This is a genomic window from Mycolicibacterium hippocampi, from assembly GCF_010723735.1.
Taxonomy (GTDB): Bacteria; Actinomycetota; Actinomycetes; order Mycobacteriales; family Mycobacteriaceae; genus Mycobacterium; species Mycobacterium hippocampi.
Map to the genome: position 1 here is coordinate 2,358,801 of NZ_BLLB01000002.1, position 12,257 is coordinate 2,371,057.

The following is a 12,257-nucleotide window of genomic DNA, read 5'->3' on the forward strand; positions in this document are numbered from 1 at the left end:
TAAGCGTCGAAGGCGTTCCCGCCACCCCGGCAAGACGATCGCTAGATGTGCCTTGCTCTCATGCGACGTCTCGTGGCAGCCATCCTCACTTGTCGGTCAACCGCATCGTGCGCTGTCCGAAGTCAGCAATAACTCGCAACTCCCCGCCAAGTGCCGCGATGTACGACTGGAGCGTCCCGAGCTCAGTGTGCGAAAGGTCTCCGCTTTCGAGCTTGGACACTCGTGCTTGCGAGACACCCATCAGGGCAGCGACGTCAGACTGGCGATGACCGTGTGCCTCGCGGATGTCGGCAAGGCGCTGGGCCTGGACTGCCTCGTGCAGGCCCTTGCGCGAGGCATCGGCTCGCGAAGAGTCGACGAGGCCACGCTTGACCGCCTCGGCGCGGATATCTCGCCAATTGCGTGCCATCGTCACTCACCTCCCATGTCGAGCCAGTCCTCGTATCGCTGCTCTGCGATCGGAATGTTCCTGTCGTACCAGGCTTTCCAATTTCCTGCCTTGTCACCGCCGAGCAACAGGATTGCCTGTCGCTCAGGATCGAAGATGAACAGAATCCGGATGCTTGTGCCCGCTGGGCGCAGCTCCTTCATGCTGTGAAACTTCGATCCCTTCACCCTGTCGACTGCCGGCCGGCCGAGCGTCGGGCCCTCCAGCTCCAGAAGATCGATGGCTCCGGTCACCGACGCGATCTCGTCGGCATCGAGGCTGAAATACCACCGCTCGACCTCCTCTAGCAGGATCACCGTCCAAGCAGTCGACACGATTATAACCTCAGAGTTATATTAATGGATAGACCTGCAGGACGATCCGATAAGGGCGGTCAGTCCTCGGCGTCCCAGGAATCCCCGAGCAGGAACGCGGCGGCCTGCTCGGCGGCCTCGCGGTCGTCGATCTCCAGGACGTGGGCGTAGGTCTCCAAGAAGAAGCCGACGTTGGCGTGGCCGATTCGCTCGCTGACGATTTTCGGGCTGATACCGGCGCGCAGGGCGCCGGTGGCATACGAATGGCGCAGATCGTGGAAGGTGATGCGGGGGAGTCCGGCAGCGACAGCCAGGCGGTCGAACCGCTGCCGAATTGAGTCGGGGTGCACCGGCCGACCGTCCTGCTGAGTGAACACGTAATCGGTTGATGGATAGTCAGTTCCGAAGAACTCGCGCTCGACGTCTTGCGCTTCCTTCCATCGCTGTAGCGCCGCCACCGTTGTCGGGTCGATGGAGATCGTTTTGTCGGCGTTGCGGGTCTTGCCGCCGGCTTTGTCGACCGCGTGGCCGCCGACGACCACTCGGTTGTCGTGGACCCTGATCCGGCCACCGTCGAGGTCGACTGCCGACCATCTGAGCCCGCACACTTGTCCGCGGCGGATACCCGTGGTCAGTTCAAGCAGAAACAGCGCTGCGAACCGGTCGTTGCGTACCGACGTCAGGAAGGTTCTGATCTCCTCGGTGTTCCAGACCTGCCGCCGGGTGCGTGGGCGGCGCGGCGGCTTCACGCGGCTGGCGGGATTGTCGATCAGGTACTTCCAGTTGACCGCATCCACGAGAGCTCGATGCAGGAACGCGTGAACGTTGCGCACGGTCTTCGGCGAAAGACCCGGCGAAAGTGGCTTAGGCACAACGCCCGAGCGGAAGCGCCGCACCGCGTCACGCGCCGCGTGGATCGACGTCCCGCAACTCTCCGATACCTGACGCGGAGTCGGCTCCTCACCGCGGGAGGTCCGCTGCACCCAGTACTTGTACATCACGGTGTTGTTGTCCCGCTTGACGCGTCCCTCCGCCAGCAGCTTCGCGTACAGCTTCAGTAGGGTCGGTTCGTCGACTTGCTGTAGGCGCATCTCGCCGATATGCGGCACGACGTACACCCGCGCATAGTCACTCCAGTTCCGCCACGTCGTTGCGTCGATCGAGGGCTCGACCGCGGTCAACCACTCACTGAGAAATTGAGCAATCGTCCGCGCCGACGGTTTGACGATGCGGCCGTGGTCGGCGTCGCGCATGGCGTCACGACAGGCCTTCCACGCTTCGCGCTCGGTGTCGAAGCCGCCCTTCGAGATCCACGCGTACTTGCCCGTCGCTGGGTCACGCTCCGTCAGGCGGAACTTGTAGTACCACTTCGACCCACGCTGTGTCACGAAGCCTTTCATGACGCGATTTCACGAAGCCCGGAGGTCACGACGTACACTCGGCCGCCGAGGCGGCGGACGGGCAGTTCGCCCGAGGCTGCCAGTCGGTAGGCCGCCGCACGACTGATTCCCAACAGTTTCGCGGCGCGCGGCACGGCGAGCAAGAGCGGGAGTTCGTTGAATACGTTGTCTTCCAATTTATTCACCACCCTCCAAAAGGGGCTAAGCGGGATTGCGCCGGCACTGCGTGGCAGGCGACCTGTGTGGTTGTGCTGGTTGTCCGGCAGCGTCGAACTGCTGCGTGGACCCTTGATCGTCCTGTGCTATCGGGACTCTCAACATGACTGTAATTCCTGCCAGGGACAACGCTGTGCACAATCTTTTCGCACCGACTCAGACCTCCGGCCGGCGCTACGGATACCTACGCGGACCCTAGCCGTCGATCGAAACGCCGACGCTAAGAAATCCACAAACAGCCCCACCTATCCACAAGTCTCCATCTATCCACAGCATCCCTCTGCATCTCACACACTCCAAAAACCCTGTCCCCGTTACACTCACACCACCACGCTCCACCGCATCTCCATGCCCAAACCGCCGAAGAAAGCGATTGGCACATTTGCACAGGGGTGCGAGAATGGTTGTGGCGCAGCAAGTGCCGCTGCTTCTAATCCCGGGTGGGTGGTTCTGTTGTTGACGATCGCGAAGCTGAAGCGGTGGTCGATCAGCTACTACATCGACACCGCCCAGGCCGCCGAGCGCGCCACCAAGGACCGGGCCCGCGCCGGAGGCGGACTGGGGGAGTACTACTCCGAACACGAGACCCGGACGCCGGTGTGGCTACTGGCCGGTGACACCCATACGACCGCCAGACTCGTCGGGCTCACCGATCACGAGCGGGCGGGCGGTGAGGCCGACCCGGAGGTGGTGGCGCGCTGGCTCGATGACGGCGTCGGACCCAGCGGTGCGCGGGGGCGCACCTTCGGGGTGCGCGGTGTGCACGGTTTTGATCTGACGTTCTGCGCACCCAAGAGTGTGTCGCTGGTCCGCGCGCTGAAAATCGACGACGTGATCGCCAAGGCGATCGCCGATGCGCACACCACCGCACTGGCGGAGGCGATGGAGTATCTGAGCGCGCATGCCGGCTATACCCGGGTGCACAACCCGGTTACTGGGGAGAAGGATTTGGTGCGGTTGCCGGGATTGGTGGCGATCGCCTATCAGCACGAGACATCGCGCTGCGGCGATCCGCACCTGCACACCCATGTCATCGTCCCGAACCGCCAGGCTCGCGGCGACGGGCAGCTGGTCTCCATTGATGGCACGTCGCTGTATCACGAGGCGCGCGCGGCCGGGGTGATCTATCAGGCCACGCTGCGTCGCGAGATGCACCGCTCGCTGGCTTTCGAGTGGGAGCCAGTGGACCCGGCGACGGGAATGGCGGAGCTGGCCGGGGTTGAGCGCGACAGTATTACCGCGTGGTCGCGGCGCTCGACCGCGCTGCGCGAGTGGGCGGCCGGAAACCTCACCCTTGTGGACGGGCAGGTGTCGGCGGCGCAGCTGGCAGCCGCGCAGAAAGCCACCCGGCCCGACAAGCCGGAAGAGCTCTCGTGGGGGCAGTTGCAGGAGCAGTGGGCGGCGGATGCGCGGGGGCTGCGGCTGGACCGCGCAGCGTTCGAGGCGGCGCGTGCGGCGCGCACGGCGCGGCGCACATCGGGGCGTGCGCTGTTTGATCGGGAGCACTTGGCCGCGGCGGCAGCCACGATTGAGAAGGCGGCGTTCACGCGTGCTGACTTGGTGGAGATCGTGGGTGCGCAGCTGCCGGTGGACACCGCACAAGCGCCGCGTGCGGTGGTCGAGGCCGCGGTCGACCAGGTGGCGGTGCGCCTGTCCGGGGTGCGCGCCCCGCATCAGCGGGAGGGTCACGAGCGGTTCACCCTGGATCTGATCCTCAATGAAGAGAAAGCGGTGCTCGATCTGGTCGATGCGCAGGAGCCGCGCGCCATCCTGTGGATCAAGCCGCAAGACACCGCTGGGCTGTCGGAGGATCAGCGGCGCGTCGTCGAGAACATCGGGCGCTCCCCGTGGGTGGTGCAACCCTTGTCCGCCCCGGCGGGTGCGGGCAAGACCACCACCATGCGCGCCCTGATGCCGGCGGTGCACCGCCGTTTCAACGGGCACGTCTTGGTCCTGGCCCCGACGGGGAAGGCGGTCGATGTCGCGATGCGTGAGGGTGTCGGCGACACCGGCCACACCGTCGCCAAAGCACTACAGATGCTGCGCGACAGGCATCTCGACCTGAGTCCGGCGAAGTTGGTCGTCGTTGACGAGGCCGCGATGGTGGGCACTGACGATCTGCGCCAGCTGCTCACCGCGACCACCGCCGCCGGCGCGAAGACTGTTCTGGTGGGGGATGAGCATCAGCTCGCCCCGGTCAAAGCCCGCGGCGGCATGTTCGCCCAACTCTGCGAGGACCTGCCCTGGACCCAGAAGTTGTCCGAGGTGTGGCGGATGCATGACCCGGACGAACGCACCGTGTCTCTCGCGTTGCGCGACGGCAATCCCGCCGACGTCGCCCGTGCGGTGCACTGGTACCGCACCCACGACCGGCTGCACTGCGGAGACGCCGTCACCATGGCCCACGACGCCCTCAACGCCTACCAGACCGACCTCACCAAAGGCCATGACGCAGTGCTGATCTGCGACACCACCGAAATGACTCGCGCGCTCAATCGACGCCTCCATGAACAACGGATCGGCAGAGACGAGCCCACCCTCACTGCGGCCAACGGGCAGCGCGTGGGAGTCGGCGATCTCATCATCAGCCGCCGCAACGATCCCAGCATCACAATTCTCCAAAGCCCGCGGGCCACCGAAGCCGCCGCGACGATGGTCCGCAACGGAAACCGCTGGCGAGTCACCGCGATTGATGAGGAGAACTACAGGATCGTGGCGGTTCGCCTTGATGACGGAGCCGGCGCAGTGTTCACCGGCGACTATTTACACGAGCACATCAACCTCGGCTACGCCGTCACCGTGCACTCCGCCCAAGGCGTCACCGCCGACACCAGCCATGCCGTCCTCAGCGAAAACACCACTCGAAACCTGCTCTACGTAGCCATGACTCGCGGGCGCCACACGAACACCGCACATCTCTACGAACGGATTGCCGATAGCCAGGAACAATCAATGACTCAGGTGCCACTGATCCGCGGAAGCTCGATGGAAGCAGCCCAATTGGTGAGATCGCTGCTCGCCCGCGATGATTGTCCGCGCAGCGCGCACGAAGTCGCGGCGCAGGCAGACCCCGCAGCAACTCCCGACAGCGTCTCGCGGTTTGTGGAGCGCCGCGCAGACGCCTTCGCGTCCCGATGCGCCAGCTTCGATGCATGGCAGGCGGTGCGGACTCATCAAGCCCGGGAAGGGAGTGTGGTCCGCGAACAGGGTGTCAGCCTGGGGCGAGACACGGGCCACAGCCTGGATCTGTAAATCCCATCGAGGATTGGAGCCGCCTCCGCTCATGCACGTCGACTCCTCATCTTTCCGCGCTTTGCCATTGTGTCCGGCGGTTGCGGCCCGCAACCTAGCGTCGCCGATCAGGCGAGAACGGCTTCTCCCTCTATCCTCTACATGTGGCTGTCGAGCAGCGCCTGCATCTTCGGGACCGCCTGCTGGATCAGCTCACCCATCGCCTGAATGTTGGTAATGCCGCCTCGGACTCGAAATCAAGGATGGGGCTGAACAGGTCGATGCGCGACTCGTTAATCCACTTGACGATGGCTGGCTCGGTTAGCCAGATGGACATGTTCACGCCGTTGGCGATCGCACAGCGCAGGTAGTCGGAGTGGTTGTAGGGCAGTGGCACGGGCCGGGTCAACTCGTTCTTGCGCTTCTCGTCAGCGTGCACGTTGCATTCGAACTTGCGGCCAGGATCGACAACGAAACGGCTGAACATCCAGGCGTCTGACGGCATGATCCATGATCGATGCTGTGTCCGCCCATCTCGGTGGAGTTCACGCCGTAGCAGGTGGAGGTCTGATGCAGTCGAACGAAGGAATAGGCATCGTTCCGAGTCCGCTTCGATAGTTTCGGTCATTCTAATATCTTCAACTCGCGCTTCAGACGCCTGTAGCACCAGAGCGTCATATGTCTTGCAACAGTGACGCTCGCGACGGCTCCGTTCGTTAACCCGCTACCAAGATGCATCGGGGCCCACGTCGACTGCGTCCAATGTCATCGGCAGATATGTTGCGCAAGAACGTAGGTGGGGTTGAGCCGATGTTGAGATGCGAGCTTCCCCGCGCCATCATGGCCAGCACGGGCATTTCGGTTACGGCCGTCGTAGTTGCGGCTCACTGGTTCCGTACGCGAAGACTCAGGGAAGCCGGTTGTTGCGCAACGCCTTCCACCCGATCACAGGTAGCGCGTAGGTCACGAGAACGCCGAACAGGTAGGCCGGCGCCAACCCGATGGTCGACCACAGATTGGCCTCACCGTGTCGGTTGCGGCCGAAGCTCAGCGCTCGATTATTCGTCAGGTTCGATGCGAAGTAGAAGATCACATTGGCCCAGCCGTCGGCGACGACGATCCATGCCAGTCGCTTCGCGCGCTTCTCCGGAAGCCCGGTCATCGGCATTACCGCCGCGGTCGCGACCACCATCATGCCGTTCAGTGCCGGGCCGGTATGCGCTCGGGCCCATCCTTCGTCCGTGCCGGGGACGTTGAACTTCACGATCTTGCCGGGGCGGACTTCCCACCCGCCGAGCAGCTTCGCCCACAACACTAGCCCCGCGAGCAAGGTCGAGAAGATCATCAAGATGCCGTGGCCGGCCATCTTACGCTGAAGCGATTCCATGCGGTTTCCTTAATTTCAGATCGACTGCGCCAGAGGCGATTTGGGCATGGGCGCGGAACTCGCGGGGGGCTTCTCCGTACGCAAGCTTGAAAAGGCGGGAGAAGTAGGACGAATCGATCAAGCCCCAGCGTGCGGCGATAGCACCGATGGACGTACCCGCGAAGCGGGGGTCAAGCAGGTCGCTGCGGCAATGCTCCAACCGGCGACTCCGGATCCAGTCGGTGACTGTCATTCCTTCGCTCTCGAACAGCTTCTGCAGATAGCGGGACGAGATGTTGTGCGCCTCAGCGATTCTCGACGAACTCAGCTCGGGATCTTCGAGCCGGGCGTCGATGAACGCCTTGATGCGCAGGATCAACGCTGCGCGGTGCGTCTCGGGCGGGACACGCGACTCGACACCGAGCTGCTCGGTGATGGCCGCCGCCAGCATGTTGATGACCGCCGACGACACCTCGAGGTTGGCGGAGAGTTCGTCACTGCGCATCTGCTTGCTCATGGTGAGAAGCAGCGGAGCGACGAGACCCCCAATGCCCTGACGACCGGAGACTCGGCGGGCCGTGAATTGACCGAGTTCGTCATTGCGCAGCGGCAGGAGCTCGCGCGGGAACATGACGACGAGACACTTGAACGTGTCGTCGAACGACAGCTGGTACTGCCGGCGAGTGTCGTACAGCGCGAAGTCACCGGGGGTCAGCGCCGCCTCGCGACCGTCCTGAGTGAGCACGCAGTAGCCGCGCAACTGCAGGCCGAGCTTGAGCAGGCCGGGGTCGCTCTGCCGAATCGTCTGTGCAGTCCGGGCGACTTCACACGAGCTGCCGCTGATCTCGCTGATATGTGTTGAGCCGACGCTCTGGCTGACCAACTCGCCGCCGAACGGGAGACCGCCAGTGTGCGCGGTCGCGGCAAGCGGCACGTAAGTCTGCGAGACAGTCTCGCTCCAGGAATCGAACTGGTCCTTGGCGGGAAGATCGGTAAACGAGACGATCGACGTCACTTCCGACCACCTCCTTCCACGAGAACACCGGAGTTGTGGTGCTCGCAGTGTGTACCACGCCCCACTCTAGCGCCAAATGTAATCACCATCACAGCGAATGTAACCGAACAGTCGGTTGGTTAATCGACGATCAATGCATTTCAGGGCGCTAATCTGCGATTTTCGACGTTGGGCGCGTCCGTCGTATCAACAGTTCGCAATAGTCCAAGACCCTTGCGGTGACCACGCCGATACTCGGTGACACGGATCACGTACGCGGAGTGCGTGAGACCTCTGTCGCCGAATTGGTCGGGCAAATGCCAACAACGTTGACCGGGGGTTGACGTCCGCGCGAACACGAAGGGGTTCTTCATGACCAAGCGCATTGCCATCGTCGGAGCCGGCACCGCCGGTCTGCAGCTGGGCCTGTATCTGCAGGACAAGGGCGTTGAATCGACGATCTTCACTGACAAGAGAATCGAGGACTACCCCCACGTTCGGCTGCTCAACACTGTGGCCCACCACCAGGTGACGGTGCAGCGTGAGGACGCACTCGGCGTCAATCATTGGCCAACAGACGGCTACTTTGGCCATTACTACTACATCGGCATGCCAGGTAACCCCATCGAGTTCTACGGGGACCTCACCACCGGGCCCAGCCGTGCGGTCGACTACCGCATCTACTTGCCGACGCTGATGAAGGACTACCAGGACCGCGGCGGGCATATCCAATACGGCGACATTAGTGTCGCCGACCTGCCCCAGCTCTCCGATGCATACGACCTCGTCGTGATCGGTACCGGTAAGGGCGGGCTCGGCACTCTCTTCGCACGCGACGAACAGAGTTCACCCTTCACGTCACCGCAGCGTCAGCTGTGCGTCGGATTGTTTAAGGGCATCGCGCAACAGGACACGAAAGCGGTCAGCTTCTGTATCTCGCCCGGCGCCGGCGAGATGATCGAAATCCCAACTGTGACGTTCAGTGGTGACGCATCGGCGCTGGTCTTCGAGAACCACCCTGGCAGCGACCTCGAGCAGCTCACTCACACGCGGTACGAGGACAACCCCCGCGCATTCCTGGATCTCGTACTGGACAAGCTGCGCACGCACTACCCGATCACCGCTCGCAGAGTCAACGAGGAGGAGTTCGACGTCGCCAACAGCCCGCTGGACATCCTGCAGGGTGCAGTCACGCCGACGGTCCGCCACGGCCACGTCAAGCTCGCGAACGGCAAGACTGCACTACTCATCGGCGACGCGCACGCGACGGTGGACCCCGTCTTGGGCCAGGGCGGAAACATGGCGTCGTACGCCGCGCATGTGGTTGGTCAGGAAATCGTCGCCACCGACTTCTTCGACGAGCGTTTCTTCGCGGAGGTCGACGCTCGCCGGGCCAATCGAGTGCTCGGTGCCACGCGGTGGACCAACTTCATGCTCGGCGCGCTGAACACCCTGCCTGACGCTTTCACGCAATTCCTCGGTGCGGTATCTCAGAATCGGGGGCTGGCGGATCGGTTCACAGACAACTTCAACTATCCCGAGAAGCAGTGGGATCTATTCTCCAACCCGGATGCAGTCAGGCTGTGGATTGACGAGAACTCCAGCGTCCCTGGGGAGGATGGTCACCCTTTCGTGCTAGCGGGGGCGCAGTCGTGACTGCGGCCCTCGTGGCCCCCGCTCCCGCCGCCGTTCCTGTCGACGAGGTGCCGTCGGCCGCGGTCGTTGCCGACGCGACGCAGTTCCGCAGTTCCGTCGCTCTCTTCGCCACAGGCATCGCCGTGGTGACGATGCCGGACGGAAAAGGGGGCGTCCATGGCATCACCGTGAACAGCTTCACTTCTATCAGCCTCGATCCGCCCACGGTGATGATCTCCCTCAAAGCCGGCCGAGCACACCAACTGATTTCCGATAGCGGTTGCTACGGCGTCAGCGTGCTCAGTGAGGCGCAGCAGGGACATTCGCGCTACTTCACCGGGAAGCGCGAGGGAGAGTGGACGCCCGAGTACGTCGAGGGCCATCGCATACCGACGCTCGCCGGAAGCCTCGCTCGCTTCGAGTGCGAAGTGGTCAACGCGGTTCCGGTGAACGATCACACGCTGTTCATCGCCCGAGTCGTGCGGTGCGAGTCGGAGACCGGCTCACCGCTCATGTTCTTCGCCAGCAACTACCACCAGCCGCTGCTGGCGCCCTGACAGCGTCCCATCTCAACGAAAGAACCTCGTAATGCTGACTTTTCAACGCAAGATGTACGGCCACGGCGTACTGATGATCTTCTCGACCCTGGTCGCCGGAGTGTTCCTCTGGATGAACCTGGTGGGCGGATTCGAGCTCGTCCCCGGCTACATCATCCACTTCAACATTCCCGGCACCCCCGAAAGCTGGGCGCGCGCACATGTCGGTCCTGCCCTGAACGGCATGATGGTCATCGCGGTCGCACTGGTTATCACCCGAGTCGACTTTCCCGAAAGGAAGGCGAGACTTCTCGCGTGGATTGTCATCCTCGACGGTTGGTCGAATGTCATCTTCTACTTCTTCGCCAACTTCGCACCCACGCGAGGACTGAGCTTCGGTGACAACAAGTTCGGCGAGACCAACATCTTCGGTGTGATAGCGCTTGCCGGTGCGTATGTCTTCGGAGTCCTAGCGCTGGTTGCCCTGGCGATGATCGGTTGGAGGTTGATCCGACAGAAGACCACCAACGACGAGTTACCTGAGAAGCTCACCGTCGCCTGACCGCAACCATTCCAGTAGCCACACCAAAGTCATCCGCTCCAGCCTGGAGCGATGCGAAAGGAAACCAATGACCATCGTCAGCGGCGCGCCGGCATCCGCTACTGCCCACCTGCCGGAGGGCACACGGACGGAACTGTTTGTGGACGGACAATGGCGGCCGGCCAGCGGCGGTGCCACGCTCCCCGACCTCAACCCCGCTAATGAGGAAACCCTAGCCGACATCGCGGCAGGTTCGGTGGAGGACATCGATGCCGCCGTACGCGGGGCACGTGCGCAGCTCGACGGCGCTTGGGGAGCACTTTCGGGTGGTGCTCGCGGCCAGATCCTCAGCCGCATCGCCGATCTCATCGAACGCGACGCGGGCAAGCTCGCCATTCTGGAAGCGCTAGACATCGGGAAACCCGTCGGGCAGCCGCAGGTGCTTGACATCCCCAATGCCGCGGCCACTTTCCGCCACTTCGCGGGGTGGGCCGACAAGATCAGCGGAGCGACGATTCCCACAGCGGGGTACATGGGCCGCCCCACCCACTCCTACACGGTGCGCGAACCCGTCGGCGTCATCGGAGCGATCATCCCGTGGAACACACCGCTGATGATCGCAGCGTGGAAGCTCGCTCCGGCGCTCGCAGCCGGTAACACCCTTGTCGTCAAACCAGCCGAGGACGCTCCGCTTTCAATCCTGGCACTCGGCCTGATTCTAGAGGAGGCAGGTCTTCCAGCCGGCACCGTCAACATCGTGCCGGGCGCCGGATCAATTGCAGGCAACGCGTTGGTCGAGCATCCGGGTGTCGACAAAATTAGCTTCACAGGTAGCCCCGAAATCGGCCGGCTGATCCAGAAGAAGGCGGCGGACACGTTCAAGCGAGTCACGCTTGAACTCGGCGGCAAGTCACCGCAGATCATCCTTCCGGACGCCAACGTCGAAGCAGCGGTGGCTGGTACGGCTATGGGCCTGTTCTTCAATCAGGGTGAGGTGTGCGCGGCCGGCACTCGCATCTTCGTGCACAGGTCGCTCTACGCCGATGTCGTGGACGCGCTCAGCGCCGCAGCCTCCGCTCAAGTGCTGGGCGACCCGTTCGACCCCGACACCACGCTCGGCGCATTGGTGAGTGCGCGGCAGCGTGATTCGGTCCTGGGTTATATCCAGCGTGGCCGAAGTGAAGGTGCTCGCGTCACAGCCGGTGGTGGCCGTCCGGACGGACCTGGCTATTTCGTGCAACCGACGATCTTCGCCGATGCGACCAACGACATGACGATTGCACGCGAGGAGATCTTCGGGCCCGTCGGAACCGTGATCGCATACGATGACGTCGACGACGCGATTCGCCAGGCCAATGACACGAAATACGGTCTTGCAGCGACAATCTGGACCAATGATGTGTCGCAAGCCCATTCGCTGGCCCGCCGTGTACGTGCCGGTGCGGTATGGGTCAACGGCTGGGCCGCCATCGATCCCGCCCTGCCCTGGGGCGGAATGAAATCCAGCGGCATCGGCCGCGAACTCGGCTGGAGCGGCATCCTCGCCAATACCGAGGAGAAGGTCGTGACAGTCGTTCTATAGTCCTGCGCGCCCGCA

General features: G+C 63.2%; 12 protein-coding genes. 5 read left to right on the forward strand and 7 right to left on the reverse strand.

Annotation, left to right across the window (positions count from 1 at the left end; genetic code table 11):
* Positions 1 to 85: 85 nt before the first annotated feature.
* From G6N53_RS12505 to G6N53_RS12520, 4 genes are all read right to left on the reverse strand, one after another.
* Positions 86 to 415, reverse strand: a complete 330-nt coding sequence (locus G6N53_RS12505; protein ID WP_237166506.1) for a type II toxin-antitoxin system RelB family anti-toxin — start codon at positions 413 to 415, stop codon at positions 86 to 88.
* Complete coding sequence (locus G6N53_RS12510) at positions 412 to 744, reverse strand: type II toxin-antitoxin system RelE/ParE family toxin (RefSeq protein ID WP_163895821.1); 333 nt, start codon at positions 742 to 744, stop codon at positions 412 to 414. The genes G6N53_RS12505 and G6N53_RS12510 overlap by 4 nt, the downstream gene beginning before the upstream one ends.
* Before the next feature lie 77 nt (positions 745 to 821).
* Complete coding sequence (locus G6N53_RS12515) at positions 822 to 2,141, reverse strand: site-specific integrase (protein ID WP_163888743.1); 1,320 nt, start codon at positions 2,139 to 2,141, stop codon at positions 822 to 824.
* Positions 2,138 to 2,326: a helix-turn-helix domain-containing protein gene (locus G6N53_RS12520; protein WP_205390369.1), complete on the reverse strand. Its 189-nt coding sequence runs from the start codon at positions 2,324 to 2,326 to the stop codon at positions 2,138 to 2,140. The genes G6N53_RS12515 and G6N53_RS12520 overlap by 4 nt, the downstream gene beginning before the upstream one ends.
* Before the next feature lie 484 nt (positions 2,327 to 2,810).
* On the opposite strand from G6N53_RS12520, the gene mobF reads away from it, so the two are divergent.
* A complete protein-coding gene (gene mobF / locus G6N53_RS12525) occupies positions 2,811 to 5,609 on the forward strand; it encodes a MobF family relaxase (RefSeq protein WP_237166734.1) in 2,799 nt (932 codons plus the stop codon).
* Positions 5,610 to 5,796: 187 nt separating this feature from the next.
* On the opposite strand, the gene G6N53_RS12530 is transcribed toward mobF, so the two are convergent.
* The 3 genes from G6N53_RS12530 to G6N53_RS12540 all read right to left on the reverse strand — a co-directional run bounded on the left by G6N53_RS12530 (position 5,797) and on the right by G6N53_RS12540 (position 7,969).
* Positions 5,797 to 6,093 (reverse strand): hypothetical protein, encoded by a 297-nt coding sequence (locus G6N53_RS12530; RefSeq protein ID WP_163888745.1) that lies wholly within the window; start codon positions 6,091 to 6,093, stop codon positions 5,797 to 5,799.
* 402 nt (positions 6,094 to 6,495) lie between these two features.
* A complete protein-coding gene (gene styC / locus G6N53_RS12535; RefSeq protein ID WP_163888746.1) occupies positions 6,496 to 6,975 on the reverse strand; it encodes a styrene-oxide isomerase StyC in 480 nt (159 codons plus the stop codon).
* A complete protein-coding gene (locus tag G6N53_RS12540) occupies positions 6,956 to 7,969 on the reverse strand; it encodes an AraC-like ligand-binding domain-containing protein (protein WP_163888747.1) in 1,014 nt (337 codons plus the stop codon). Before G6N53_RS12540 ends, styC (G6N53_RS12535) begins: the two co-directional genes overlap by 20 nt.
* A gap of 351 nt (positions 7,970 to 8,320) precedes the next feature.
* Here G6N53_RS12540 and styA point away from each other — a divergent pair, with 351 nt between their 5' ends.
* The 4 genes from styA (at position 8,321) to styD (ending at position 12,242) form a co-directional block, all read left to right on the forward strand.
* Entirely contained in the window at positions 8,321 to 9,604 is a 1,284-nt protein-coding gene (styA, locus tag G6N53_RS12545; protein ID WP_163888748.1) for a styrene monooxygenase subunit StyA, read from the forward strand.
* Positions 9,605 to 9,651: 47 nt separating this feature from the next.
* Positions 9,652 to 10,140, forward strand: a complete 489-nt coding sequence (gene styB / locus G6N53_RS12550) for a styrene monooxygenase NADH-dependent flavin reductase subunit StyB (RefSeq protein ID WP_237166507.1) — start codon at positions 9,652 to 9,654, stop codon at positions 10,138 to 10,140.
* A 31-nt stretch (positions 10,141 to 10,171) separates the two neighbouring features.
* Positions 10,172 to 10,681, forward strand: coding sequence for a styrene-oxide isomerase StyC (gene styC, locus G6N53_RS12555; RefSeq protein ID WP_163888749.1), 510 nt, complete (start codon positions 10,172 to 10,174; stop codon positions 10,679 to 10,681).
* A 67-nt stretch (positions 10,682 to 10,748) separates the two neighbouring features.
* On the forward strand, positions 10,749 to 12,242 hold the full coding sequence (styD, locus tag G6N53_RS12560; RefSeq protein WP_163888750.1) for a phenylacetaldehyde dehydrogenase StyD: 1,494 nt from the start codon (positions 10,749 to 10,751) through the stop codon (positions 12,240 to 12,242).
* The last annotated feature ends 15 nt before the right edge of the window (positions 12,243 to 12,257 follow it).

Bases quoted from the DNA above. Each gene is read 5' to 3' on its own strand.
- G6N53_RS12515 (WP_163888743.1), bottom strand. From the start codon at position 2,141: ATGAAAGGCTTCGTGACACAGCGTGGGTCGAAGTGGTACTACAAGTTC.
- G6N53_RS12530 (WP_163888745.1), bottom strand. From the start codon at position 6,093: ATGCCGTCAGACGCCTGGATGTTCAGCCGTTTCGTTGTCGATCCTGGC.
- styC (WP_163888746.1), bottom strand. From the start codon at position 6,975: ATGGAATCGCTTCAGCGTAAGATGGCCGGCCACGGCATCTTGATGATC.
- styA (WP_163888748.1), top strand. From the start codon at position 8,321: ATGACCAAGCGCATTGCCATCGTCGGAGCCGGCACCGCCGGTCTGCAG.
- styC (WP_163888749.1), top strand. From the start codon at position 10,172: ATGCTGACTTTTCAACGCAAGATGTACGGCCACGGCGTACTGATGATC.
- styD (WP_163888750.1), top strand. From the start codon at position 10,749: ATGACCATCGTCAGCGGCGCGCCGGCATCCGCTACTGCCCACCTGCCG.